Source organism: Clostridium aromativorans (assembly GCF_020908015.1).
Taxonomy (GTDB): domain Bacteria; phylum Bacillota; class Clostridia; order Clostridiales; family Clostridiaceae; genus Clostridium_B; species Clostridium_B aromativorans.
The window spans coordinates 242,487-268,117 of the sequence record NZ_JAJJPB010000002.1 but is presented as its reverse complement, the minus strand read 5'-3'; the positions used below and the strand labels follow the sequence as shown (position 1 = coordinate 268,117).

27 protein-coding genes are annotated in these 25,631 nt (G+C 34.6%); 5 read left to right on the top strand and 22 right to left on the bottom strand.

Annotation, left to right across the window (positions count from 1 at the left end; translation table 11 throughout):
- Window positions 1-63: 63 nt before the first annotated feature.
- Together LN736_RS04010 and dapF are read right to left on the bottom strand one after the other, a co-directional pair.
- Entirely contained in the window at window positions 64-1,128 is a 1,065-nt protein-coding gene (locus LN736_RS04010) for a beta-propeller domain-containing protein (RefSeq protein ID WP_229980908.1), read from the bottom strand.
- On the bottom strand, window positions 1,128-1,949 hold the full coding sequence (gene dapF, locus LN736_RS04005; RefSeq protein WP_150356027.1) for a diaminopimelate epimerase: 822 nt from the start codon (window positions 1,947-1,949) through the stop codon (window positions 1,128-1,130). Before dapF ends, LN736_RS04010 begins: the two co-directional genes overlap by 1 nt.
- A 207-nt stretch (window positions 1,950-2,156) precedes the next feature.
- Between dapF and LN736_RS04000 the strand changes: the two genes are divergently transcribed.
- From LN736_RS04000 to LN736_RS03985, 4 genes are all read left to right on the top strand, one after another.
- Window positions 2,157-3,905: an Rqc2 family fibronectin-binding protein gene (locus LN736_RS04000; protein ID WP_150356026.1), complete on the top strand. Its 1,749-nt coding sequence runs from the start codon at window positions 2,157-2,159 to the stop codon at window positions 3,903-3,905.
- 199 nt (window positions 3,906-4,104) lie between these two features.
- Window positions 4,105-4,638, top strand: coding sequence for a bifunctional pyr operon transcriptional regulator/uracil phosphoribosyltransferase PyrR (gene pyrR / locus LN736_RS03995; RefSeq protein ID WP_150356025.1), 534 nt, complete (start codon window positions 4,105-4,107; stop codon window positions 4,636-4,638).
- Between the two features lie 44 nt (window positions 4,639-4,682).
- Complete coding sequence (gene uraA / locus LN736_RS03990; RefSeq protein WP_150356024.1) at window positions 4,683-6,005, top strand: uracil permease; 1,323 nt, start codon at window positions 4,683-4,685, stop codon at window positions 6,003-6,005.
- 77 nt (window positions 6,006-6,082) lie between these two features.
- Window positions 6,083-6,844, top strand: coding sequence for an exodeoxyribonuclease III (locus LN736_RS03985; protein WP_179977112.1), 762 nt, complete (start codon window positions 6,083-6,085; stop codon window positions 6,842-6,844).
- Here LN736_RS03985 and LN736_RS03980 read toward each other — a convergent pair.
- The 20 genes from LN736_RS03980 to mraZ form a co-directional block, all read right to left on the bottom strand.
- Window positions 6,841-7,758, bottom strand: coding sequence for an RluA family pseudouridine synthase (locus LN736_RS03980; protein WP_179977111.1), 918 nt, complete (start codon window positions 7,756-7,758; stop codon window positions 6,841-6,843). The two genes, LN736_RS03985 and LN736_RS03980, sit on opposite strands and share 4 nt — an antisense overlap.
- On the bottom strand, window positions 7,748-8,203 hold the full coding sequence (gene lspA / locus LN736_RS03975) for a signal peptidase II (protein ID WP_150356021.1): 456 nt from the start codon (window positions 8,201-8,203) through the stop codon (window positions 7,748-7,750). Before lspA ends, LN736_RS03980 begins: the two co-directional genes overlap by 11 nt.
- 173 nt (window positions 8,204-8,376) lie before the next feature.
- Window positions 8,377-9,069: a 5'-methylthioadenosine/adenosylhomocysteine nucleosidase gene (locus LN736_RS03970; RefSeq protein WP_150356020.1), complete on the bottom strand. Its 693-nt coding sequence runs from the start codon at window positions 9,067-9,069 to the stop codon at window positions 8,377-8,379.
- A gap of 161 nt (window positions 9,070-9,230) precedes the next feature.
- On the bottom strand, window positions 9,231-9,917 hold the full coding sequence (locus tag LN736_RS03965; RefSeq protein WP_150356019.1) for a DivIVA domain-containing protein: 687 nt from the start codon (window positions 9,915-9,917) through the stop codon (window positions 9,231-9,233).
- 15 nt (window positions 9,918-9,932) lie between these two features.
- Window positions 9,933-10,709 carry a YlmH family RNA-binding protein gene (locus LN736_RS03960; RefSeq protein ID WP_229980906.1) on the bottom strand — a complete coding sequence of 259 codons (777 nt, stop codon included), beginning with the start codon at window positions 10,707-10,709 and terminating at the stop codon, window positions 9,933-9,935.
- 34 nt (window positions 10,710-10,743) lie between these two features.
- Complete coding sequence (locus LN736_RS03955; RefSeq protein ID WP_150356018.1) at window positions 10,744-11,010, bottom strand: YggT family protein; 267 nt, start codon at window positions 11,008-11,010, stop codon at window positions 10,744-10,746.
- Window positions 11,011-11,062: 52 nt separating this feature from the next.
- On the bottom strand, window positions 11,063-11,530 hold the full coding sequence (locus LN736_RS03950) for a cell division protein SepF (RefSeq protein WP_150356017.1): 468 nt from the start codon (window positions 11,528-11,530) through the stop codon (window positions 11,063-11,065).
- 11 nt (window positions 11,531-11,541) lie between these two features.
- The gene (locus LN736_RS03945; protein ID WP_150356016.1) at window positions 11,542-12,207 is read right to left on the bottom strand and encodes a YggS family pyridoxal phosphate-dependent enzyme; all 666 of its coding nucleotides are present in this window, start codon (window positions 12,205-12,207) and stop codon (window positions 11,542-11,544) included.
- A 146-nt stretch (window positions 12,208-12,353) separates the two neighbouring features.
- A complete protein-coding gene (locus tag LN736_RS03940) occupies window positions 12,354-13,079 on the bottom strand; it encodes a DUF881 domain-containing protein (RefSeq protein WP_150356015.1) in 726 nt (241 codons plus the stop codon).
- Window positions 13,080-13,089: 10 nt separating this feature from the next.
- Window positions 13,090-13,431: a small basic family protein gene (locus LN736_RS03935; protein WP_150356014.1), complete on the bottom strand. Its 342-nt coding sequence runs from the start codon at window positions 13,429-13,431 to the stop codon at window positions 13,090-13,092.
- A gap of 20 nt (window positions 13,432-13,451) precedes the next feature.
- On the bottom strand, window positions 13,452-14,171 hold the full coding sequence (locus tag LN736_RS03930; protein ID WP_150356013.1) for a DUF881 domain-containing protein: 720 nt from the start codon (window positions 14,169-14,171) through the stop codon (window positions 13,452-13,454).
- Window positions 14,172-14,178: 7 nt separating this feature from the next.
- Window positions 14,179-14,952, bottom strand: a complete 774-nt coding sequence (locus LN736_RS03925) for a cell division protein FtsQ/DivIB (protein WP_150356012.1) — start codon at window positions 14,950-14,952, stop codon at window positions 14,179-14,181.
- Window positions 14,953-15,154: 202 nt separating this feature from the next.
- The gene (spoVE, locus tag LN736_RS03920) at window positions 15,155-16,267 is read right to left on the bottom strand and encodes a stage V sporulation protein E (RefSeq protein WP_179978263.1); all 1,113 of its coding nucleotides are present in this window, start codon (window positions 16,265-16,267) and stop codon (window positions 15,155-15,157) included.
- Between the two features lie 132 nt (window positions 16,268-16,399).
- Entirely contained in the window at window positions 16,400-17,353 is a 954-nt protein-coding gene (mraY, locus tag LN736_RS03915) for a phospho-N-acetylmuramoyl-pentapeptide-transferase (protein WP_179977107.1), read from the bottom strand.
- A 37-nt stretch (window positions 17,354-17,390) separates the two neighbouring features.
- On the bottom strand, window positions 17,391-18,785 hold the full coding sequence (locus LN736_RS03910) for a UDP-N-acetylmuramoyl-tripeptide--D-alanyl-D-alanine ligase (RefSeq protein ID WP_179977106.1): 1,395 nt from the start codon (window positions 18,783-18,785) through the stop codon (window positions 17,391-17,393).
- 80 nt (window positions 18,786-18,865) lie between these two features.
- Window positions 18,866-20,323 (bottom strand): UDP-N-acetylmuramoyl-L-alanyl-D-glutamate--2,6-diaminopimelate ligase, encoded by a 1,458-nt coding sequence (locus tag LN736_RS03905; RefSeq protein WP_229980904.1) that lies wholly within the window; start codon window positions 20,321-20,323, stop codon window positions 18,866-18,868.
- A gap of 163 nt (window positions 20,324-20,486) precedes the next feature.
- Window positions 20,487-22,328 (bottom strand): stage V sporulation protein D, encoded by a 1,842-nt coding sequence (locus tag LN736_RS03900; protein WP_150358413.1) that lies wholly within the window; start codon window positions 22,326-22,328, stop codon window positions 20,487-20,489.
- A gap of 6 nt (window positions 22,329-22,334) precedes the next feature.
- Complete coding sequence (locus LN736_RS03895) at window positions 22,335-22,805, bottom strand: cell division protein FtsL (protein WP_179978262.1); 471 nt, start codon at window positions 22,803-22,805, stop codon at window positions 22,335-22,337.
- A 36-nt stretch (window positions 22,806-22,841) separates the two neighbouring features.
- Entirely contained in the window at window positions 22,842-23,771 is a 930-nt protein-coding gene (rsmH, locus tag LN736_RS03890) for a 16S rRNA (cytosine(1402)-N(4))-methyltransferase RsmH (RefSeq protein ID WP_229980902.1), read from the bottom strand.
- A 22-nt stretch (window positions 23,772-23,793) separates the two neighbouring features.
- The gene (mraZ, locus tag LN736_RS03885; RefSeq protein WP_150358418.1) at window positions 23,794-24,222 is read right to left on the bottom strand and encodes a division/cell wall cluster transcriptional repressor MraZ; all 429 of its coding nucleotides are present in this window, start codon (window positions 24,220-24,222) and stop codon (window positions 23,794-23,796) included.
- Window positions 24,223-24,522: 300 nt separating this feature from the next.
- Between mraZ and ychF the strand changes: the two genes are divergently transcribed.
- Entirely contained in the window at window positions 24,523-25,620 is a 1,098-nt protein-coding gene (gene ychF / locus LN736_RS03880; protein ID WP_150358410.1) for a redox-regulated ATPase YchF, read from the top strand.
- The last annotated feature ends 11 nt before the right edge of the window (window positions 25,621-25,631 follow it).

Here is a 25,631-nt window from a genome sequence, read left to right as displayed (position 1 = left end):
ATTGAGATTATATCCCAATAAAATATTTTCTAATCAATTATAATCAAAATAAAGTGATATTTTTCACTTCTCTTTATAAATATTATATATTCCCTCCTGATCAGATATGATATTTATGGATTTATCTCTGATATTATACATGAATACATCTTCACCGCTCCCCCTGTTTACCATTCCCACAAAATACACATCTCCTCTTTTACTCTGGGCTATACCGCTGTACTCAGCAATATTTTCTGGGAAATCATAAGTTATCCTGTTAACTCCGCCATCCTTTTGTGTGAATTTATAAAGCGATTCAATATTTTCTTCATTTTTTCCAATAAAAAATACACAGCCATTTTTACTATCCACCGTAGAATCATATATCTGTTCAAACTCATCACTTAAGAACTTAAATTGTCCAGTTTTATGATTGTAATAATATAAATCCAATTCATCCTGATTCCGTGATGAAAACAGCAGATCATCCCCTATAGTGGTAAAATACATACAATATCCCCTTGTATCATTTAAATATACCTGTTCACTGTCTTTGCTGAGATCATATAGATATACTTTATCAGAATTTCTTTGCCCCTCTATATTTCCATAATATATTATTCTATGATCGTCCAGCCATTCATATAAATTCCCCGAAACTAAAACTTTAGATTTAAGTTCTATATATTTTTTATTTTTCAAATCATATACTTTCATACCCTGCGCACTGTCAGTAGAAGAACTGTTGAAAGCTCTATAGGCAATCTTATCTCCTGAAGGATTTATTTTTATATCTTTTACAGCAAAAAAGTCCTTGATTTCACTTTTTGTATTTCCATATAACGCAACTACCTTATTGCCAATTTTTGGGGTTTTATTTTTATCAACCAGATATACATAAACAGATTTTTGAGTATCATATACCATTTCTGAGATATGATCGACAGTTCCATTTTTAACTAATTGATTAGAATGTACATTAAATATATCCTCTTTATCTCCTCCATCTTTAATCACTATAACATCAGAATAATTTGGCTCTTTTATAACCTCGCCTTTATACTTATTCCTGGTACTACATCCACTCAAAGTGACAATATTTAAAAATACCGCCGTATAGAATATTATCTTCATGAAAATTTTCATTACATATCATATTCCCCTTTAAAAGAAACTTCTGCAGGACCCGTCATAAATACATTATTTCCTCTTATTTCCACCAATATATTTCCACCGGGTACTGTAACTTTAACTTTTTTATCAGTAAAATTCAACTTGTTTGCAGCCACAACACAAGCACAGCTTCCTGTACCACAGGCTAAAGTAGGGCCTGCTCCCCTTTCCCAGGTCTTTACTTTGATATTATTTTTATCTATAATTTCACAAAAATTTACATTGGTTCCCTGCGGAAATGCAGCATATTTTTCTACAGACTTTCCTTCTCTCACCTGGTATTTTTCCAGCCTGCCAAATATAACTGTATGAGGAACTCCCATAAACAGTGAAGTGATTTTATATATTTTTCCATTAGCTTCTATTTCCTTATTGACAATTTCATCCTCAAAATCAGCTGGAATTTCACCGGGTACAAAAGAGGGAGTCCCCATATCAACAGTAACTTCCTTAACCTCATCTGCATCTATATTCAAAAAGGCTTCCTTTATTCCATCTCCCGTTTCTATCCTTATACTAGAACCCTTTACTATATTGTTCTCCCATACATATTTTGCAAAACATCTTATGCCGTTTCCACACATGGATGCATAAGATCCATCAGAATTAATTATTATCATCTTGATCTGTGCAATTTTACTTCCTCTAACTATTAATACACCATCTGCCCCTATTCCAAAATGCCTATTACAAAGCTTTACTCCAAGCTTACTCTCTTTACCTAAAAATTTATTTTTTCTATCATCAATGACTATAAAATCATTTCCGCTTCCCTGCATTTTAGTAAATTTCATATTAAAATTTCATCCTTTCGTAAAATTTTGCATACATAAATTAAGTTTACTACTGTGTCAACTTTTTATCAATGACAACTGTTGTACTCTGGAATCATAGGCAAGCAATATTCTATACATAATCTTCCGATCAGCTTTATTTATTAAATTTTAGATGATATAATTTATTAAATACCCAATACAGAATATAAGAAAGAGGATGATATTATGGCATTAGATGGTATTTTTATATACAGTATTTTAGAAGAATTGAAATGTGAACTGCTGGGAGGGCGCATTGAAAAAGTCAATCAGCCTGAAAAGGATGAGATATTATTAACTATGAAAAACAACAGAAAAAACTATAAACTTTCAATTAGTTCCAGCCCGATATATCCTAAAATTCACATTACAGATAAAAATAAACCGAACCCCCTGCAGCCCCCTATGTTTTGTATGGTACTGCGAAAATATCTGAACTCCTCAAAATTAATCAATATAAGACAATTGGATACAGACAGAGTTGTATTCTTAGATTTTGAAAGTTCTGATGAATTGGGATTTAACAGTATTTACACATTAATAGTAGAAATAATGGGAAGGCACAGCAATATTACCCTAATTCGCCAGAGAGACAATTTAATCATGGACAGTATAAAACACATAACACCTGAAATAAATACCGTCAGATCACTATTCCCCGGAATTAAATATATATTTCCACCGACCTCAAATAAATTAAATCCTTTTCGTTTTTCTAAAAACGAATTCAAGACATTTATACAAAATCGCATAAAATACATAGATAAAAAATTTTTCTCCTCGACATTTACAGGGGTCAGTAGTTCATATTCAAAAGAGTTATTTCACAGATTGGAGGAATTGAACCTATCTGAAACCTTGAATGTTTTCGATGAAACAAGTGCAACTATACTATATGGTTTTAGTAATAAGATCTTCAACAAACTTAAAAATCACGAATTTTCCTTTGTATCCTACAAAAAAGGTTCTGTGGTAAAAGACTTTTATTGCGACAATCTGACCTATCTAGACGGCTATAAAGAAAATCTCTACTCCTCACCTTCCAAACTTGTAGAGGAATTTTATTTTGAAAAGGACAAAGCAGATAGATTGAACAACAGAAGTTCTGATCTTCAAAAACTTGTAAATATAAATCTAGATCGCTGCCATAAAAAAATCAATATTTTAAACCAAAATATTAAAGATGCTCTAGATAAAGATGTTTATCGAATTTGTGGAGAACTGCTTACCTCTAATATCTACAAAATAAAAAAGGGGCTCTCCCATATAAAAGTTCAAAATTATTACAACAACAATGAGTATCTAGATATAAAATTGGACGAAAATAAAACTCCTTCTGAAAACATTCAGCATTATTTTAAAAAATACAATAAATTAAAAAAGACAAAAAAGGCTGCCAGTGAACAATTGAGTATGGCAAATGAAGAACTGGAATATCTGAATTCAGTTATTACCAATATAAAAAACTTGGATAACTATGAGGATATTGAAGAAATAAAAAGAGAACTTATGGCAACAGGCTACATTAAACTAAAAAAATCAAATTCACGAAATAAATCCAGGGTTTCTAAGCCCATGAAATTTCTTTCCAGCGACGGAATAGAAATATATGTGGGCAAAAACAATCTCCAAAATGACTACCTTACTCTTAAATTTGCAGATAAAAGGGATATATGGCTTCACACAAAGAAAATTCCCGGTTCACACGTAATAATAAAAAATTTTGGTACAGTTCCAGACAAAACTCTGGAAGAAGCAGCTATGCTGGCAGCCTACTATAGTAAAGCTAAAGGCTCTTCAAAAGTAGCTGTAGACTATACCTCTATAAAAAATATACATAAGCCAAATGGAGCAAAACCAGGAATGGTAATATACTATACCAATAAAACACTGTATGTGGATTCTTCAATGCCATCTATAGAACAGATTGAATAAAATTTATTTAAAATAGCTTGAAATATAAAAAAAATTATTTTATAATAAACAAGGTTATATATCCTTTAAAATGATCCAGTGAGATCAGTAAGGTAAAGTAGAATGGACGCCCTCTCACATGGAGAAGGGCTTTTCTTTATGCCCAATATACTAAGACACGAACTTTTAACTATAAGCTCGCAATGGAGGAGGTGATATTTTGAAGCTAAAAGCACTCATTTTAGATAAAAAGGCTATGGACAGGACATTGACTAGAATATCTCACGAAATAGTGGAAAAAAACAAGGGCACGGAAAATATAATGCTTGTAGGTATAAAAAGGAGAGGATACCCTCTGGCTGAAAGAATAGCGGAAAATATCTATAAAATTGAAGGTGTCAAATTGGATGTTAAATGTGTTGATATAAGCCTCTACAGAGATGATTTAAGTACTCTTTCAGAACAGCCTGTAGTAAAAGAATTTGATGTAACAGATGTAGAAAATAAAAGGATCATATTAGTTGACGATGTAATCTATACTGGCCGGACAGCCAGGGCAGCTATGGATGCAATTATTCATTCAGGCAGGCCAAAATTAATACAGCTGGCGGTCTTAATTGACAGAGGACACAGAGAACTTCCCATAAGACCTGATTACGTTGGCAAAAACATACCTACTTCCCGGGAAGAAATAATATCTGTAGAAATTTCAGAAATAGATAAAAGTGATTCAGTAAAAATATATGAACTGTAAAACTTTTAAAATAGTCCTGAGAGACTAAAAAAGGAGTGTCGTAAATGAAAGATTTTGTAGACGTAGAAGATAAATTACCCATATTAACTACTATACCACTCAGTTTCCAACATCTATTTGCCATGGTAGGTTCCACTATACTGGTCCCTATACTGACTGGTATGAGCCCATCCATTGCATTGTTCTGCAGCGGCATTGGAACTCTTATATATATAATATGCACTAAGGCCAAGCTGCCTGCTTATCTGGGCTCTTCCTTCGCATTTATAAGTCCCATACTCATCGCATCCCAAAATTATGGACCATCTGCCATGCTTTCCGGTGTAATAGCTGCAGGATGTGTATATGTAATAGTAGCCATTATAATAAAATTCTGTGGAGTAAATTGGCTCAATAAAGCTCTTCCTCCTGTAGTAGTAGGATCTATAGTAATTGTAATAGGCTTAAGTCTGGCCACTACAGCTATAAACTGGTCTGGATTCAACCCTACCTATACAACAGCTCAAATGCAGAGTATACCAAGGTGGGCATGGATGAGCGTTTCTGGAATAACCTTAGCTGTTGCAGTAGTTGGAAGTATGTATTTCAAGGGCTTTCTTGGAATAATACCTATATTGATAGCTATAATAGTAGGATATATATCTGCAATAATTTTAGGAGTTATACCACAACAATCCTTAAAATCCATAGCGAATACTTCATTTTTCAGTCTACCACCCTTTATGCTTCCAAAATTCAATATAAATGCCATGATACTAATGGCTCCAATTTCATTTGTAACTCTAGCAGAACACATAGGTCATATTTACGTGACAAACAACGTAGTAGGACGTGATTTCACCAAAGATCCAGGTTTGCACAGATCAATACTGGGAGATGGCTTAGCTACTATATTTGCAGGTTTTACAGGCGGCCCTCCAACTACGACATATGGAGAAAATATAGGGGTTATGGCCATAACCAAAATCTATAGTGTCTGGGTCATAGGCGGTGCTGCAATAATTGCCATTATTCTCTCCTTTATAGGCCCCGTAGCTGCACTTATTGAAAATATGCCAATGCCTGTGATAGGGGGAGTAAGCATACTTCTCTTTGGTATAATAGCCTCTTCAGGATTTAGGGTACTGGTAGAAGAAAAGATAGATTTCAGCAAAAACAGAAATCTCATATTGTCTTCTGTTATAATAGTAATAGGTATAGGGGGAGCTTCCATAAACTTCAGTGTCGGTGGAGCACCTGTGCAGATATCAGGAGTTGCTCTTGCATCTATCATCGGAATAGCACTGAATTTAATATTACCTGAAAAAAGCGCTGCAGAATTAAATGATTCAAATGATAAAAAGGATAGGAAAAGAAAAATAGGATAGTTATCCATGCTCCATGTCAAACCTGTCCTGGGTATATACATGGGGCTATATTTTATATAAAAGGAGTCATATTACTTATGAGAATATATTCTTGGAACGTAAACGGCCTGAGAGCCATCTCAAAAAAGAACTTTTTTGAATGGATAGAAAACGAAAATCCTGATATACTATGTGTTCAGGAAACTAAACTTCAAGAAACTACCCTGGAAGATAAATTGAAAAACATAAGTGGATACCATTCATATTTTAGTTTTGCCCAAAAAAAAGGCTACAGCGGTGTAGCAGTTTACAGCAAATCTGAACCTGTATCCATAGAACATGGAATAGGAATTCCAGAATTTGATTCGGAGGGCAGAATCCTCGTAATTGAATTTAAAAACTTTACCCTGCTTAACATATACTTTCCCAACGGCCAGATGAGCCAGGAAAGACTGAACTACAAATTGAACTTTTATGATGCAATTTTAAATTACTGCAATCTCCTGGTATCTAAAAGTAAAAAGCTTCTAATATGCGGGGATTACAATACTGCCCATACTGAAATGGACATAAAAAATGCAAAAGCCAATGAAAAAAGCTCCGGGTTCCTTCCCATAGAAAGGCAGTGGATAGACAAGCTCATAAAAAATGGATATACCGACACCTACAGATATATGAATCCACAAAAGATAGAATACTCCTGGTGGAGTTATAGATTTAAAGCAAGGGAGAGAAATGCAGGCTGGAGAATAGACTATCACTTTGTATCAAACAACCTACTTAAAAAGGTAAAAAAGGCAGCCATCTTAACTCAAGTTACCGGTTCAGATCACTGTCCTATTATGGTTGAAATAAGTTAAACATGGCCTTTATCAATTATATCTATTATCTTTTTGAAATAATCCGGTATTTCTGTCTCAAACTCCATATACCTACCTGTTGAAGGATGTACAAAGCCTAATTTTCTAGCATGAAGCAGCTGTCCATCTAGTCTAAATCTCTGCTTTTTATATCCGTATACCGGATCTCCCACCAGTGGATGGCCAATATAGGCCATATGAACTCTTATCTGATGGGTTCTTCCAGTTTCCAGTACACATTTAATCAAGGTATTACTCTTAAATCTTTTAATGACTTCATAATGGGTAACTGCCCTTTTACCCCCATGAACTACTGCCATTTTTACCTTATCTCTAGGATGTCTTGCAATAGGCTTATCTACGATGCCATTATCCTCTTTTAAAACCCCCTCCACCAGTGCAATATACTCCCTAGTCATAGAGTGATCCTTTAACTGCTGGGCCAATTTGTTGTGAGCATTGTCATTTTTTGCAACTACAAGTATTCCCGAAGTATCCTTATCTATTCTATGTACTATTCCAGGCCTCATCACACCATTTATACCTGACAAATCACTGCAGTGGTTCAAAAGTGCATTTACAAGTGTACCTGTGTACACGCCTGATGCAGGATGTACTATCATTCCCTGAGGTTTATTTACTACAATAATATCTGTATCCTCATAAAGTATATCGATAGGTATATCCTCTCCTTTTATATTCATCTCAACAGGATCGGGCAGTGTTACAATTACATTATCTTCACAATTGACTTTATAACTACTTTTTTTTATTTTTTTGTTTACTTTCACCCTTTTGTTTTCTATCAAATTTTGAACATAGCTTCTGGACTTATGCGGCAAATGTTTACACAAAAACATATCAAGCCGCATTTTTTCCTCTCCGCTGCATACTGAAAATTCTCTAGTTTCCATATTTTTCTTCCTTCAGTAAATAAAATAACAACAGCATTGTTCCCACTACTACAAAAACATCTGCCACATTAAATATTGGAAAGTAATAGATATTTTTAAAATGAACCGAAATAAAATCAACTACATATCCATAAATCAATCTATCTATTAAATTCCCCAGTGCTCCACTTATTATAAGAGAAAGACTTACTCTGACTACAATAGATTTCAATCTATGTTTCACCATATAGTATATCATGCCTGTAACTACTATTATTGTTATAGCTGCCAAAAAATAAAGCTTATTTTGCAGGATTCCAAAAGCCGCACCTCTGTTCTCCAGATATAGAAATGAAAATATATCTTTTATTATAACAACCTGGAAACCCTGAGCCAGACTTTGAGCCGCCCACATCTTAGTAATCCTGTCTATTAAAATTCCCAGTAGTATTATAGATACTTCCATTATTTTCCTCCTGGTGTATAATCTATCCGACCGCTACCATTGCTAATACTCCAACTTCTTAAAGTTGGAGATAAGCACTGCTACGCTCCTGGATAAGTTCTTCTAAGGTTCAGGTGGAGTAAGCATTCCTTATAAGCAAACTCCATCTGAACCTAAGAATCACTTGACAAAAACTATAAGTTCATAATCATATTCTTCAATATCTCAGTGGAGTTTTTTATAGCAATAGGTGCAAATTTTTTATAATCCATGCTGGCACCATTATTGGCATTGTCCGATATAGATCTTATTATTACAAAAGGTACATTATTCAAATAAGCCGCCTGGGCAATACTCCCACCTTCCATTTCACAGGCAAGTGCATTGAATTCACTATTTAAATACTTTATCTTTTCAGTGCTGCAGATAAATTGATCTCCTGTAACAATTCTTCCTGTAAAACTTCTTATATCCCCTATCTTTCTGCAGGCAAGCTGGGCCTTCTCCACAAGATTCCTGTCACACTTAAAATCATATGTATCCATTCTAGGGATCTGCCCTACTTTGTCCCCAAAGGCGGATGTATCTACATCGTGCTGTACTAAACTATTAGCTATAACCACATCTCCAGGGTATATATCTTCTGCTGTACCTCCGGCTACCCCAACATTTATTATATTATCTACATTAAAATCATCTATGAGAATTTGTGCGCATATAGCTGAATTCACTTTTCCTATTCCACTTTTAACTATTACCACCTTAGCACCATAAAGTTGTCCGAAATTAAACTTCATATTGGCTTTCACTTGAGCTCTGCTTAACTGAAGCTGGGATAAAAGTATTTTCACTTCTTCATCCATTGCCCCAATGATTCCTATAATCATAAATAATGACCTCCTTATACTTATCCATTGATTATTCTGAACAACACATATTAATAGCATATATAAACAAACATCAATTGTCAACTTTCTCAATTTGAAACAAATATAACAAGTACATCTTCTATGTAAAAAAACCACTCTACACTTTAGAGTGGTTTTCTCTATCCTTTAACAAAAAAATTCTTAATTTCATTCAACTCATCTTCATCTGTCAAAGTATTATCATTGTCATCTCTATCCTGACTTTCTTGAACTTCATTTTTATCTGCCCCTGAAGAAGTTTTTTCGGTATTTTGAACTTCCTTTTCTATCTCTTTTTCCTTTATAGGAACATCTTTTGAAGAAGTATCATTTAAAGAAGATTCACTTAGTTCATAACCTATATCATAGCTTTTCACAAAATCTTTTTCCATATCATCAAACACTTCCAGTTGAGTCTTCATGAAATTTCTAAATTTAGTTCTAAATTTTCCGAACTCCTGCTTTACTCTCTCAAATTCATCATTAATTTGAATAACATCACTATGAGCCTTGTCTATTATTTTCTGAGCTGCTTCATTGGCATTTTTAAGTATAAACTCACTTTCCTTTTTGGCATTCTCTTTAGCCTGTTCAGAAGCATTCTGAGCTAACAAAAGGGTATTTTGTATAGTATTTTCCATCTTGTTATAGTGGTTTATCTTGTCCTCTACAGATTGAAGCTTTTCTTTCAAAAAAGAATTTTCCTTCTGTAGTGATTCATAATCCTCCGCTATCTTATCTAAAAAATCATCCACTTCATCTATATTATAACCCCTAAGATTTTTTTTAAATTCTTTATTTGTTATTTCTTCAGCGTTTATCTGCATGCTTAGCACCTCAAATCAACTAAATTTTTTTACAAGAAGCTTGTACCTGCCAGTTCCTGTAAATCCCCTTTTTCCAGCAATTTTAAACTTTCCACAGCCACTTACTGTTATTGTACAATATTCCTTTACCAACCTATCCTTTTTATCTACAGGCAAATAGTCAAGAAGAACCTTTCCCTGTCTAATTATTTCTTCAGATTTGCTTCTGGATAGATTGCAAAGAGAACTTACCATACAATCTATTCTAAGAGAAGAAACATTTAAGGTATAGGTTTTAAAGTTGTAATTGGGAATTTCTTCTGTATGAATATCTATATCACCCACTTCACAGGGACATCTTCCTACACTGTTCAAATTCATCTTCACATAATCACTTATATCTTCACAGACAGCTAAATAACACAGACCATTTCCATTCAATATTAAATCTCCAAATTTTTCTCTTTTGATTCCCAGGGACATAAGACTTCCCAAATAGTCCTTATGACTTAATTTTGTAAATTTCGACTTACAAATTATTTCTAACAACTTTACAGGATAAGAACATTCTACAGATTCTTCCGAAAATGCCATCATCTTTCTCTCCGCATCTTCAAATATACCATAACTATAAATATTCAATCCAATTTCTTCATTTAAATCCCGTAGAGCTCCCCATATATTGGGTGTACAAAATTCTCCTGTATAAACCACCTTATGACTTCGCTCTGCTAAAACCAACTTATCATATATAGGCAACATATAATTTTCACTACAAAAATAAAATCTATTTATAAAACTATCTTTCTTCATCATTTTCTCTGATCACTATCTATCTCTTTCTAAATTAAATTATAGAAAATACAACCCCTCTTATTATGTCTATTATAAAAAAAGCTATTATAGGGGAAAAATCTAAAGCAAGCCCCGGCATAATCTTCTGCTGAATCATCCTTCCCGGCCTCATAAAGGGTTCAGTAAATACATGTAGGAGATCTGTAAATGCATTTCCCCTTCCGGGCATGACCCAGGATAAGATTACATCCAATATAATAGCAGCTTCCAAAAACCTAAATAAAAGAGATAATGCTACAGTTAAAGTAGTGCTTATCATTTTTGCCTCCAAAATAATACTTATTTTAAATACAGTACATCTATATTATTGTCTACTTCCAACCAAATATTCCTTTTCCTGACAACTCACTTTTTAAATCACTGTTCACTTCTACACTTGATGGTGAAAGTATATACACTCCCTTTTCTATCTCCTCTAAGTCTCCACCTAGTGAATAACTCGCACCTCCCATAAAATCAAGCAGTCTCTGGGCTATTTTGGTTTCAAGGCCTGTGGTATTTATAACTACAATTTTTCTATTTTTGAGTTCATCACATATGTCCGCTGCTTCTTCGTAAGTAGTTGGCTTAACTATCCTTACTTTAGCAGATACAGTAGTATGTATGCTCACAACTTTATTCTGCCTTTTAGAATTTACAATAGGTTCTACTCCACCGAAGTTACTATTGGCTTTTCTATTATCAACCTGTTCTGTTTCATCTAATTCTTCTTCATCTTCTTCTAAATCATCTTCAAGACCTAAAAATCCCATCATCTTGTTTATCATTTTACCAGCCATAAAAATACCTCCTATTTATTATAATTTCTCTTTCCAAATATGCCTTCTCCAATTCTTACTAAAGTAGCTCCCTCTTCAACTGCAATTTTATAATCATGAGTCATTCCCATAGATAATACATTCATGCTTATATTTTTAAACTTTCTCTCTTTAAGCTTATCGAATATAGACTTCATTTCTTTAAAATAATATCTACAGCTTTCCTCATCTCCCTGTGGAATTACAGCCATTAGACCTCTTACCTTAACACTTGTGCAATTTTCGCAAGCCTCTATTAAACTCTCTAAATTCTCAACATATATACCGGTTTTACTTTCCTCACGGCCTATGTTTATTTGAACTAAAGTATTTGCAATTAGTCCCTCTGCACTATAGTGCTTTTCCAATTCATTGAGAAGTCTTATACTGTCTAAGGAATGAATAAGATAAACTTTACCTACTATATATTTTACCTTATTTCTCTGGAGATGACCTATTAAGTGCCATCTTATGTCTTTGGGAAGCTCAGACTCTTTGCCCATAAGCTCTTGAACTTTGTTCTCCCCAAAATCCCTAATGCCTGCATTATATGCAGTTTGTATATCTTCTACAGGTTTAGTCTTTGAAACGGCTACTAAGACAACTTTTTTTCCATTTAAATCTGCTTCTATACTATTTAAATTTTCCTCAATTGACAATAATACCGTCTCCTTTGTTGTTAAACACATATACATATAATTTTATTATTCTTCATAGAAATTAAAATTCCTTCAAAAATTAATTATTTTTTTAATTATTTTAACAAAATATAAGATAACTTAACGGCATAAATTGTAAAAATATTTTAGTCTTTGTTCTGCATAAATTGTACTTTATAATCTCCATTATAGGCCGGTATTTTCATGCTGCTGGTTTTAGTTACAACTACCACTATTTTTCTATTCATAAGTACTTTTAAATAATTTTCATTCGACATCATATAGTTGTAAAGCACATCCTTATTTCCTATGGCATCAATGGAAAAAGGGGAGGCAATCTTTACTCCATTTACCCTTAAAAAGGGCCCGCTGCAATAAATTTCAGAAGTGTCCACCATTCTGTGTCCATTTATTGAAACAGCCTCTGCTCCTGCATTTTTTAAGTCGTTCATCACTTGTATTACATCAGTATTATGTACTAATTTCATCTGATATTGAAAAGCATCCAGTCCATCTTCCATATCCCCATCATTTAAAAATATCTTTATCCCCTGTCCTTCTACAGCTACTTTGCCAAGTTCCATGTTATTCCTATTTAACTCCTGTTTTATTTCCGTTACAACCTGAGCTTCATTTTGTTCATTGTCTTCATATTTTTTCAGCTTATTGTAGTTATCTCTGTACTGTTCAGATAGATCAGATATTTGGTTGTAGAGTTGATTTTTATAGTTATATGCATCTTGATATTGCTTTGCACTTAAAATCACTCTCTTATTGGCATTCTCCTTCGTAAAGCTCATGTTCATAGATATCAACAGGCCTATAATTATAGAAGCTATAAAAACAAATACATTGGCTTCACTGCTTTTCATTTAACTCACCTCATCGACGTGGTTTGGTTCTTTCCAATAATTGTCTTCTTATAATTGCAAAATTATCAAATATTCTTCCCCCAAAAACTATAACTGCCGCCAAGTATATAGGCACTCCCAATTTATCTCCTAGATAAGCAAGTCCTGCAGCAAGGACTGCATTTCCAAAAAAACCAGATATGAAGATATCAGTTTGAAAATTTTTCGACAAATTAGCTCTTATAGCCCCAAAAACTGAATCTAAACAAGCTAAAATTGCCACTGACATATAAGGTGAAAATTTGTCTGGAATATTTACGTTCCATACCACTCCTATAATTATTCCCAATATAAGACCAATAAACGCTATCATATTTTTATCACACCTCTAAATTATTCCTTTACAGGTTTAGCATATTCAAATTTATATGCTCCATTATATTTCTTTATAGTTATATTATCTGACTTTTGAAACTTAACATCACATATATTTTTTATGTCTGCAAACACTTCTGGAAAGCTCATGTCACTGTACAGTAAATTTTTATCTCCTATAGCTTGTATGACTATTCTGCTGGAAGGTGATATCTTGTTGTCATTTATAAGTATATAATTTCCCGCAGTTCTTATACCCGTCCTGGAAACAACCCTTATATCATTTATGGATATGGCCTCAGCTCCTGCAAACCTGAGTTCATTTACCAAATATACTAGGTCCTTATCAGTTATATGATTGTCAACACCGCTTCCCCCAAACAAATTATTGTCATTAGGAGTAAGATATATGACTATTCCAGGTCCACTTACATCTACCTCTCCTGTAAGTATTCTGGTATTTTTTAACTGCTGTAAAAGATTTTTAGTGGAATCACTTTTACTTGCTGCTGCATCTTCATAACTCTTCACTTTATTTTGAAGTTCATTCACCTTTGCCTCCAGGGCTTTCTTTTCCTTTTTATATTGTTCTATGGTCACCGTGACATCCGTATTATTTTGATTACTTAAATTTAAAGTATCATCCTGTTTCATTAATGTCCTGAATTGATATGCAACCATAAACCCAAGTATGCAACACACTAAAGCAACACTGATCTGTGACGCAAATTTACGCATTTCTATTTTATCCTCCTACTTTATATACCGGATTACCATCAAATCTTACATCTATATATCCCTTGGCACCATTTAACTTTTCTTGAAGCAGTATGTTGAGTGCCCTATTCATCTTCTTGTCTAAATTCTCCCCGCTGCCAAGTTTTATACATATATTGCTAAAGTATGCCTTTACATCCAGCAAATCACTCACATCTACATAAGTAAGTGAAAAAGGCAAATTATTATTTACAATTATATTCCCCAGGGAAGCCACAATTTTTATCTTTCTTTCCTCTTTTTTACTGCTGATGGCTTCACCTATATCCGTTTTAGTATAATCAATTCCATCTAATCTAATCAAGTGCATATTGTTTATATTGTCTACCTTTTGAAGCAAAACACCATTTCCATCTATGATATAATACTTTCTATTACTCTCGTAGTAGAATAGTGCCTCTCTCTCTTTAACATTTATGTTTATAGTCCCGGGAAGTTCTCTGTTTATCACTACATCTTCCACATAGGGATTACTCAGTATTCCGCTGTTTGCATCTTTTAAATCAACATAGAATATATTATTCCCCACGTATATTCCGGATCTGTTTACAATATCAGTACTTAAAACATTTTTATTTCCATGGACTTCAATATGCCGAATATTAAAATAAGGAAGTTTTAAACAGAGAGTAAAAAATAATGCTATTAAAAATAACATAAAAATAAAAGCTCTTTTTACTCTTCTCTTCTTTCGTCTTTTTAAAATCATCTCATTATCTGTTTTCAACGGAAATTCACTCATTCCCTACCAACTCACTTTATAATTTAAATGTAAAATACTATAAGATATATATATATTAACACTTAATAAAATTAATTTCATTAAATTAATCATTAATTTTTTATATATTTTTTCTTACAGCAATATTAAAAAAAGTTCAAATATCAGATTCAGATAAGGCTTTTTACATAAACATAGCATTACAATTTTGCAATGCTATGTTTTATCCATATTCACTTTGCCTTGATATATTCAGAAGTATGCCCATGGCTACCATATTTATTACAAGAGAAGATCCACCATAGCTTATAAAAGGCAGCGGCACACCTGTTACTGGCATGGATCCAGTTACAACTGCTATATTTATTATTGCCTGTACTGCAATAACAGAGGTTATTCCAGTAGCTAGAAGTGTACCATAGGTATCTTTTGCCTTTATGGCAGTCACAATCCCTCTCCACACAATTACTATAAACAGTGCAACAATAATTGTACAACCTATTAGTCCCAGTTCCTCTCCTATGATAGAAAATATAAAATCATTATGGGGTTCAGGTATGTAATAGCACTTCTGCCTTGATCTCCCCAATCCTACTCCCCATATTCCTCCAGAACCCATAGCTAAAAGAGATTGAATAAGCTGATATCCATTACCTTTAGGATCAGCCCAGGGATTCAGAAAACTTGTAAACCTGGCCATTCTATAAGGCTCAAATATTATTCCAGCTATTCCTGCAAGGATCACCAGTCCCACTACACCGATCATATGGGTAATTCTGGCTCCAGAAACATAGAGGACTATCATCGTAACTATCATTATTACAGCAGCTATACTCAAATTTTTCTCTGCAAATACAAGGCCTGCATAAAACCCTGAAACCAATAGATAGGGTATAACTCCATAGAGCAGAGTTCCTATTTTTCTTCCGCCTTTCACCTCTATACTTTTAGCCATATACAATACCACAATGTATTTAGCTATTTCAGAAGGCTGGAATCCAACAGAACCTACTCTTATCCATCTCTGGGCACCTTTTGTGGACTCAAAGGCAAATACCGCAAGTAAACATATTACGGATATTATCATAAGCAGTTTTGTATACTTCTTTATATTTTTATAGTCAAATTTTATAGTGAGAAACATAAAAAATGTCCCTATTATCGCCCATAACCCCTGTCTTTTTAAAAAGAACATACTATCTTGTGTGCTTTTATCAAAAAATGCCTTGTAAGAACTGGCACTATAGACCATTACCACTCCAATGGCCACCAATAGCATTATAGTTGAGAACAGTATAAAGTCTATAGAACCCATTTTAGTCTTTGACTTGCTAATTTTCATAAAAATCCTCCTAATTATTACTGCTGAGGCTGACAAGAGTTATCCGAACGTTACCATTGCTAATACCCCCAGCTTCCTAAAGTTGGAGATAAGCACTGCTATGCGCCTGGATGAGGCGGTTCTTAACTATAGGGATAAAAATCCAAATAAACATAATATCACTGTAACTATACAAAATATAGAAACAACTTTAGTTTCATGCCAGCCTGAAAGTTCAAAATGATGATGTATGGGTGCCATTTTAAAAATTCTTTTGCCAGTAAGCTTGAAGGAAATCACCTGAAGTATGACAGACAATGCCTCCAACACATATATTCCACCAATTATTATAACCAATAACGGAAGTTTTAATATCATAGCCACTGCCGCCACTGCACCGCCCAGCGCCAGAGAACCTGTATCCCCCATAAAAATCCTTGCTGGAAAAGCATTATATCTCAAAAACCCTAAAAGAGCTCCAGCCAGTACTGCACAAAAAACAGCCAATGTAATGTGACCCATAGCAAAGCTCACCAATGCCAGAAAAGTCATTACCAGCAGTGTAACGGAAGTAGCCAGGCCATCAAGACCATCAGTTAAATTCACAGCATTTGTAGTAGCTGCAAAATATACTATTATAAAGGGAATATAAAATTTTCCAAGATCCCAGGTCTCATGTGCAAAAGGTATTATTATAGATGTACCTATATATGGATTGCCTGCAGAATAACAGGCAAATACCCCTGATGTAATCAGTAACAATATCATTTTCTGATAAGCTCTAAGACCTAAGTTTCTCCTTCTGACTATTTTTAGGATATCATCAATGGCTCCAATTATTCCAAAAGCGACAAAGGCATATAGAGCTACCATTGCCTCATCTGAAGGATTTTTCACTAAAATCGCCATGGTTATGAAGGTCGCCAGTATAAATATTATTCCACCCATGGTTGGTGTTCCCGCTTTTTTTAGATGGCTCTTGGGTCCATCTTCCCTTATGCTCTGTCCAAATTTAAACTTATGTAAAATCGGTATTAAAATTGGTCCTTCTAAAATTGCTATTAAAAATGCTATGAGAACAGAATATATCAATTTATTCATAATCGTATTAATCCTAAATTAATAGGATCTTCACCTCCTAACAACTGCTGCTCTTCTTTAGTGCTTCTGCTATGACTTCAAACTTCATAAGTCTGGAAGCTTTTACAAGTACGGTATCTCCTATTTTAATATATTTATTCAAAAGGAAATTGAGAACCTCTTCTCCTCTATCAAAAATCATAAATTTTCCATCTCTATTTACAGCATCGAAGCCTCTTTTAAAATCCTCTCCGTGTTCTCCTAAAGCTATAAAAAGATCTACACCGCTTTTTGCTGCATATCTTCCAACTTCCTCATGTACCCTGCGGGATTCTTCCCCCATCTCTCCCATTGTCCCAAACACCACTATCTTCCTGTTGGATTTAAAATTTTTCAGGACATCCAGTGCAGCTTCCATGGATTCAGGATTTGCATTATAGCTGTCATCTATCACATTGAATTTTTTACCTCTGAATATCTCCATCCTGAGGGAAGCAGTCTCAACATTTTCAAATCCACTCCTTATTTCATCATAAGTCATGTTTAAAAGCCTTCCACAGGCAACTGCCAGCATTGAATTCAATATATTGTATTTCCCCGGTAAATTTATCTTAAAAGTTTCTCCTGTCTTGATTTTATTCTCACACACTTTAAATTCAATAGAATCCTCATTTATCATCGTATCATAGGCAGAAATATCTGCAGGTTTTTCCACTCCCACTCTTTTTATGACAAATTTTTCTTCCTTTAATTTTCCAAGAAGATCATTGTCAGAATTTATTACCAATATATTATTTTTCGCAAAGAAATCCGTTATTTCCAGTTTTGCCTTCAGTATATTTTCTCTGCTGCCTAAAATTCCTATATGCGCCCTGAGCACATTAGTTATAACTGCAATATCCGGCCGTGCAGCCTTAGCCATGTTATGTATTTCTCCTCTACTGTTCATACCCATCTCCAGTACTGCAACTTCATAGCTATTATCCAGTTTAAACAACATATGGGGCAGTCCTATTTGGTTGTTAAAATTACCTTCTGTTTTAAACACTTTAAATTTAGCATTCAACACATCTGCAATCATATTCTTAGTGGTAGTCTTACCTGCAGATCCCGTCACCCCTATTATCTTCACATGCAGTTTGCTTCTATAGAGTTCAGCTAAATCCAGAAGAGCTTTATTGCCATTTTTTACCCAAATTATAGCTGTACATTCACTTATTTCATCTTTATTAAATTTTATTTCATCTACCATGCAGATAGAAGCTCCCCTTTTGCTAGCCTCACCCACATAGTCATTTCCATTAAATTTTTCTCCCCTTAGAGCAATAAATATATCTCCACGCTCCAATTTTCTCGTATCCGTACATACATTTTTATATCCGCTGTATTTTCCATTTAATATTATTTTCCCCCCTACAGCATTTACTATTTCGTCAAAACCCATGTACTCCAAAATTGACACCTCCCTTTTTCAATTCACAATGCACAGTTCACAGTTCACAGTTAACGATTTACCATTGCAGTTGTGCACTGTCAATCGCCAATCGTCAATTCTCTTACAATATCTGCCACTACTTCTCTTTCATCAAAATGTATGGTCTTGCCTTTAAGAATCTGATAAGTTTCATGTCCCTTTCCTGCTATAACGACCACATCTCCCTTACCCGCCATCTTCATGGCTTCTTTTATTGCCTCTCTCCTGTTTTCAATAACAGTATAATTGTTCTTTTTTACTCCAGACAATATTTCATCTATTATGGACATAGGCTCTTCTGTTCTGGGATTATCCGAAGTTATAACTGCAAAATCAGAGAGTTCCGTACCTATTTTACCCATTATTGGCCTTTTGGTATTGTCCCTGTCACCACCGCATCCAAATACACATATAAGCTTTCCCGCAGTAAATTCTCTGGCGGTTTTCAGTATATTCTCCAGTCCATCGGGAGTATGGGCAAAATCCACTACAACCTCATATCCCAGATCATAGGGTTTGGTAACTATTTCACACCTTCCCGGTACAGCTTCCATGGACTCAAGTCCTTTTTTCACAGTACCCAGATCTATCCCCTCACACAAACAAGCTGCTGCACTTCCCAGGGCATTCATGGCATTGTATTTGCCTGGTATATTTAAATTTACAGACTCTGTACTTCCTTCATAACTGACATTAAAGTTTATTCCCCTTGAATGTACATTCAAATTACTGCCCCGTACATCAGCCTGCCTGTCTATGGCATAGGTCACTTTATGTCCCGGAGCATCCCTGTATACTCTCTCGCCATAACTGTCATCAACATTTATTATGGAATTGAATGCATTTTGAAACAGAATCAACTTTGCCCTATAATAATTTTCAAAGGTTTTATGAAAGTCAAGGTGATCTCTTGTTAAATTTGTAAATATTGCCTCACAGAATTTGACTCCATATGTCCTATCCAGATAGAGTGAATGAGAAGAGGTTTCCATAACACAGTAATCAACGGACTCTTTCACCATCTGTCCAAACAATTTCTGAAGTTCCAGAGATTCCGGAGTAGTTCTATGAGAAGGTATTTTTTTATCTCCTATATAATTGGAAATAGTTCCTATAAGACCTACCTTATAACCTGCAGCTTCCAGTATGGATTTCACCATAAAGGTGGATGTGGTCTTGCCATTTGTACCTGTCACCCCTATTATTTTCATTTTTTTTGAAGGATTTCCATAGTAATTGGAGGCCATAAGCGCAAGTGCCTTTCTGGTGTCTTTTACCTTTATTACAGTACATTGGGGCATAGATTCTACATCTTCACTCAACACTACTGCCGAAGCTCCATTCTTACAGGCATTGCCTATATATCTATGGCCGTCAGTAACATATCCACGAATGCATACAAAAACATCCCCTTTTTCTATTTCTCTTGAATCATACTGTATCTCCCTTATGTCCAAATCATTATTTCCCCTGATAATTTTATATTCCACATTGTCCAATAACTTTTTTAAATTCATAATATCAACTCCCTAGTTACAAATTATATACAAAATGCATATGTTTTACACATAGCATTGGCATGCAATATTCTCATTATAATAATATCGCATGCCCTACATTAATTTTCACCACTTGATCTATTTTATTATAATTTCTAAGATGCTGCATGTAAAGCAAAACTTAATCATCCTGATTGACATCATAAGTATTTTGAGCACTGCTTTGAGTTGTATCCTGCGGCACTACATCACCCTTTATTGCAAGATAATTAAATAAGTCTGTAAAAACCTGTTTTGCCGTCGGTGCAGCTGTCTGTGCAGCATAGTAATTAGATGGATCCGGCTCATCTACAGATACCAGCACTGTTATTTTTGGATCACTTGCCGGCGCCATTCCCACAAAAGAGGATACGTATTTCCCCGGCTGATATCCTCCAACTCCAGCTTTTTGTGCAGTTCCAGTTTTACCAGCTATATGGTAGCCGGCTATGAATGCATTTTTACCTCCTCCGTCTGAAACAACCTTTTCCAGGTATCCCCTGAGCTGGGCTGCTTTACTTGAATCCAATATTTTCGTGGTATTACCTTTAACATCATAGGTTTTATCTGTAATTTCCATGCCGCTGTTTTCATCATAATGCTCTATTTTTTTCATAACATGGGGAGTAATTAGATTTCCACCATTTGCCACTGCATTAAAAGCCCTTAAATATTGAACTGCAGTTACCGTATTGGCCTGGCCAAATGAAATGGTTGCAAGATCTATATCACTAATATCCTGTGTTTTCTTTACTATTCCCTTTGCTTCACCAGGTAGGTCTATACCGGTCTTTTGTCCAAATCCAAATTTGTGTATATAATCATTTAACTTTTCTTTCCCTATTTTCTTTCCAAGCTCTGCAAAACCCACATTGCAGGAATTTTTTAGTATTTCCTCTAAATTTTGTACTCCATGCCCTGAACTTTTCCAGCAGTGTATGGTTCTCTTGCCTATGGTTATACTTCCATTACATACGAAAGTGTCATTCGGGCTCACAGAATTGGTTTCCAGCGCAGTCTGGGCAGTTACCACCTTGAATATGGAGCCTGGCTCAAAAGTATCACTGACCGCCCTGTTTCTCCAGGTTTTTTGTAGTTCATCATAGGATTCACCCTTTATCCATGGATCATTTGGATTATAATCAGGCTTGTTTGCCATAGCCAGTATCTCTCCATTTTTAGGATTCATCACCACTATAGAAACTGCCTTTGCCTTATAATCGTTAAGAGCCTGCTGGGCCGACTTTTCTGCAAAATGCTGGATCATCTCATCTATAGTAAGGACTACATCTTTTCCATCTACAGGTTTTGTAAATTCGGAAATAGTGTAGGGCAGCTCCTGACTTTTCCTATCCAGTTCCGCAATTCTACTGCCAGGAGTTCCGGCCAATTCCTTATTATAATAGAGTTCTACCCCCGTTAATCCCACTCCATCCGAATTAGTGTGTCCCATTACCTGGGACAAAAAATTGTTATTGGGGTAATATCTCTTAGTATCCGAAGATATGAGTATACCATTTAAATTCAAATTCCTCACTTTATCCGCCGCATCCTTTTCCACTCTCCGTTTTAAAGTTGCGGAGCCAATGGGAAGTCCCCCGGGCAGCGTCTTATTTAAAATTTTAGACACATCGCTTTTATCCATAGAAAGAATACTTGCAAGTTCACCCGCCAATTTATCCTCAGATATCTTTTTCTCTTCCATAGTTTCCTTAAGAGTATTCATGTCCAGATCAATTCTATATACATTAGCACTTACAGCTAATTCATTTCCGTTTCTATCCAGAATTTTTCCACGCTTCGCATCAATCTTTACATCGCTTGTCCATTGAGCTATAGCCATAGCCTTAAGTTGTGGTGATTTATATATCATTACATATCCCATCCTGCACACCAATAAAAAGAAAGTTAAAAACAGGAAACTAAAAGTAATTATCATTCTTTTTCTGATAATAACCCTGTCCCTATATTCCCTTTTATACAAATTAATTTACCTCCATATTAATTGCTTCAACTTATTTAACATACCTTTTTGTGTTTCTATACCATTCACATCTTTCTGGGCTTTTATAATCGGCTTATCTAAATTTATATAAACTGCATTTTGTTTATTCGGTACCACCATTTTGAGTTTATTCATTGCATTTTCCTCTATGTATTTTAAATTATTGTATTTCACCAATTCTACTGTTAAATTTTCATTCTGTCTATTAATATCACTTATATTACTTTCCACCGAATTCAACTCAGTTTGCATATTATATATTATCGAATATCTATATATGAGAGTTAACCCAACTACAAAAAACACACAGATATTTAAAATCACTTTAAGTTTCTTTTTTACCTTTGCCTGTCTATTTACATCCTTCTTTTTATGTATCTTATTGCTATGTTTTCTATAAGGTTTATATTCTGGCTGTAGTGCAGCGTTGCCATTTATTATATTTTCTTCATTCATCACTATCACTTTATTCACCCCACATAAACTTTAGAACTAAATTTTTTCAGCTGTTCTCAATTTAGAACTCTTACTCCTCGGATTTTTTTCTTTTTCCTCCTGTGCAGGTATTATTGGTTTCTTATTTATAATCTTTACAACAGGTTTTTTATTGCACACACAAATTGGAAAATTTGGCGGGCATGTGCATGGGTTTTCCAGATTCCTGAATTTAGATTTCACTATCCTGTCCTCCAGTGAGTGAAAAGTTATAACCGATATTCTTCCTCCTGCCTTCAGTTTCTCCACACTGTCCTCCAACGCCCTATCAAGTATCTTAAGCTCTTTATTAACCTCTATACGTATACCTTGAAAGGTTCTCTTTGCCGGATGACCATCTCTTTGAAATTTTAAAGGTACGGCCCTCTTTATTATATCCACAAGCTCCAGAGTCGTGTTTATCGGATTCTTTTCCCTTTCCCTCACTATAAAATCTGCTATCCTATTGGCAAATTTCTCTTCACCATAGTCTTTCAAAACTCTATAAAGTTCTTCTCTTTCATATCCATTTACCACTTCATAGGCAGAAAGAGAGCTATCTCTATTCATCCTCATATCCAGCGGGGCATCCTTCATATAGCTAAATCCCCTCTCTGGATTATCCAGCTGATAAGAGGAAACTCCTAGATCCATAAGTATCCCATCTACACTATTTACCTTAAGTTCACTTAAAATCTCTTTTATATAATAAAAATTGCTGCAAACATAAGTCACATTTTTAAATTCCTTAAGATTTTCTTTTGCAGCTTTAATTGCTGAAATATCCTCATCAATTCCTATAAGTTTTCCATTTTCAGATATCCTCTTTAATATCTCTTTTGAATGTCCCCCTCCTCCCAATGTACAATCCACATAAATTCCATTTTCTTTAATATTTAAACTATCTATAGTTTCCTGTAAAAGTACAGGTACATGCCTAAATTTCATAAAATATGTCCTCCACTTCCTGCTATATTCCAAGTTCACTTAGCTGCTCTGCTATGTTGTCAAAGTCTATATTGGAATTATTGTATTCCTGCCAGCCTTCTCTACTCCATATCTCTATTCTATTTGATACCCCTATGCTCACTATTTCCCTATTTATACTTGCATATTCCAAAAGGGGCTGCGGCATGACAATTCTTCCCTGTTTATCAGGTTCCATTTCATTCGCACCGGAGAAAAAAAACCTCACAAAAGCCCTGGCGTTTTTATTGGTAAATGGAAGGCTTTTTAATTTTTCCTCCAACACATGCCATTCACAAAGTGGAAAAGCATAGAGACAACCGTCTAAACCCTTAGTCAATATGAACTTTGGCCCTAATTCTTCCCTAAACTTAGAAGGTATAATTATTCTCTTCTTACCGTCTAGAGCATGTTCATACTCACCTAAAAACATCACTGCACCTCTCACTGTTATTTTACTCCACTTTAAACCACTTCAAACCACCAATTATCTATTTCTATATTAACATTAAAATTCCTTCTTTTTTACGCAATTTTAATATATTTTTTAAATCTATTAAATTGTAGATTTTCACAAAATTTTACCGCATTTTTTTGAAAAATATTCCATTAAGTATAGAGTAATTTAATCTATAGGCTGTCTCTTTCATTGAAATAATATTTTCTGTAGAGTATAATTTAGAAAGGATTTTATATTTAGTCAATTATAATTTTAGGAAGGGAATGTACATAGATGAAACTTGGAATTGTAGGACTGCCAAATGTGGGGAAAAGTACTCTATTCAATGCAATAACAAAAGCAGGTGCAGAATCTGCTAACTATCCATTTTGCACCATAGAGCCAAATATAGGAGTAGTTAGTGTGCCGGACAGAAGACTGGACGTACTTGAAAAAATGTATAATTCGAAAAAAAAGGTCTACACGGCTATTGAATTCTATGATATAGCAGGACTGGTAAAGGGCGCCAGCAAAGGCGAAGGCCTTGGAAATAAATTTTTATCCCATATAAGAGAAGTTGAAGCCATAGTTCACGTAGTGAGATGCTTTGAAGATGAAAATGTGGTTCATGTAGATGGCAGTGTGGATCCTATAAGAGATATTGAAACTGTAAACTTAGAACTCATATTTTCAGATATAGAAGTTATGGACAGGAGAATAGAAAAAATATCCAAACTAGCTAAAGGTGGAGATAAAGAATCCAAAACACAATATGCTTTCATGTTAAAAATAAAAAAACATTTAGAGGAAGGTAAACCTGTACGGACTATGAAATTGACCGAAGATGAGGCTGAACTTGTAAAGGGATTTTTTTTGCTCACTACCAAACCGGTACTTTATGTAGCCAATATTTCAGAAGAGGATTTGACTTCTGGAAATGCAGAAAATAAATTCGTAAAAAAAGTAAAAGAATATGCAAAAAATGAAAGTTCGCAGGTAGTCATTATATCTGCAAAAATAGAAGAGGAACTCTCCACCCTGGAGGAAGATGAGAAATCAGAAATGTTAAAAGAATACGGTCTAGAGGAAGCTGGACTTGATAAACTTATAAATGCCAGCTACAAACTTCTAGGACTTATAAGCTTTTTAACTGCTGGTGAAAAAGAAGTAAGGGCCTGGACTATAAAACAGGGTACAAAAGCTCCTGAAGCTGCCGGTAAAATACACACGGATATACAAAAGGGCTTTATAAGAGCTGAGATCATATCCTACGATAAACTCATAGAATGTGGTTCAGAAGCTGCCGCAAAAGAGAAAGGCTATTACAGACTGGAAGGTAAGGATTATGTGATGCAGGATGGAGATGTAGTGAATTTTAGATTTAACGTCTGACAAATTAACCC

Excerpts from the sequence above, each read along its gene's own strand:
- LN736_RS04010 (WP_229980908.1), bottom strand. The coding sequence starts at position 1,128 with ATGAAAATTTTCATGAAGATAATATTCTATACGGCGGTATTTTTAAAT.
- dapF (WP_150356027.1), bottom strand. The coding sequence starts at position 1,949 with ATGAAATTTACTAAAATGCAGGGAAGCGGAAATGATTTTATAGTCATT.
- LN736_RS04000 (WP_150356026.1), top strand. The coding sequence starts at position 2,157 with ATGGCATTAGATGGTATTTTTATATACAGTATTTTAGAAGAATTGAAA.
- uraA (WP_150356024.1), top strand. The coding sequence starts at position 4,683 with ATGAAAGATTTTGTAGACGTAGAAGATAAATTACCCATATTAACTACT.
- LN736_RS03985 (WP_179977112.1), top strand. The coding sequence starts at position 6,083 with ATGAGAATATATTCTTGGAACGTAAACGGCCTGAGAGCCATCTCAAAA.
- LN736_RS03980 (WP_179977111.1), bottom strand. The coding sequence starts at position 7,758 with ATGGAAACTAGAGAATTTTCAGTATGCAGCGGAGAGGAAAAAATGCGG.
- lspA (WP_150356021.1), bottom strand. The coding sequence starts at position 8,203 with ATGGAAGTATCTATAATACTACTGGGAATTTTAATAGACAGGATTACT.
- LN736_RS03970 (WP_150356020.1), bottom strand. The coding sequence starts at position 9,069 with ATGATTATAGGAATCATTGGGGCAATGGATGAAGAAGTGAAAATACTT.
- LN736_RS03965 (WP_150356019.1), bottom strand. The coding sequence starts at position 9,917 with ATGCAGATAAACGCTGAAGAAATAACAAATAAAGAATTTAAAAAAAAT.
- LN736_RS03960 (WP_229980906.1), bottom strand. The coding sequence starts at position 10,709 with ATGAAGAAAGATAGTTTTATAAATAGATTTTATTTTTGTAGTGAAAAT.
- LN736_RS03955 (WP_150356018.1), bottom strand. The coding sequence starts at position 11,010 with ATGATAAGCACTACTTTAACTGTAGCATTATCTCTTTTATTTAGGTTT.
- LN736_RS03950 (WP_150356017.1), bottom strand. The coding sequence starts at position 11,530 with ATGGCTGGTAAAATGATAAACAAGATGATGGGATTTTTAGGTCTTGAA.
- LN736_RS03940 (WP_150356015.1), bottom strand. The coding sequence starts at position 13,079 with ATGAAAAGCAGTGAAGCCAATGTATTTGTTTTTATAGCTTCTATAATT.
- LN736_RS03935 (WP_150356014.1), bottom strand. The coding sequence starts at position 13,431 with ATGATAGCGTTTATTGGTCTTATATTGGGAATAATTATAGGAGTGGTA.
- LN736_RS03930 (WP_150356013.1), bottom strand. The coding sequence starts at position 14,171 with ATGCGTAAATTTGCGTCACAGATCAGTGTTGCTTTAGTGTGTTGCATA.
- LN736_RS03925 (WP_150356012.1), bottom strand. The coding sequence starts at position 14,952 with ATGAGTGAATTTCCGTTGAAAACAGATAATGAGATGATTTTAAAAAGA.
- mraY (WP_179977107.1), bottom strand. The coding sequence starts at position 17,353 with ATGAATAAATTGATATATTCTGTTCTCATAGCATTTTTAATAGCAATT.
- LN736_RS03905 (WP_229980904.1), bottom strand. The coding sequence starts at position 20,323 with ATGAATTTAAAAAAGTTATTGGACAATGTGGAATATAAAATTATCAGG.
- LN736_RS03895 (WP_179978262.1), bottom strand. The coding sequence starts at position 22,805 with ATGAATGAAGAAAATATAATAAATGGCAACGCTGCACTACAGCCAGAA.
- rsmH (WP_229980902.1), bottom strand. The coding sequence starts at position 23,771 with ATGAAATTTAGGCATGTACCTGTACTTTTACAGGAAACTATAGATAGT.
- mraZ (WP_150358418.1), bottom strand. The coding sequence starts at position 24,222 with ATGTTTTTAGGTGAGTATGAACATGCTCTAGACGGTAAGAAGAGAATA.
- ychF (WP_150358410.1), top strand. The coding sequence starts at position 24,523 with ATGAAACTTGGAATTGTAGGACTGCCAAATGTGGGGAAAAGTACTCTA.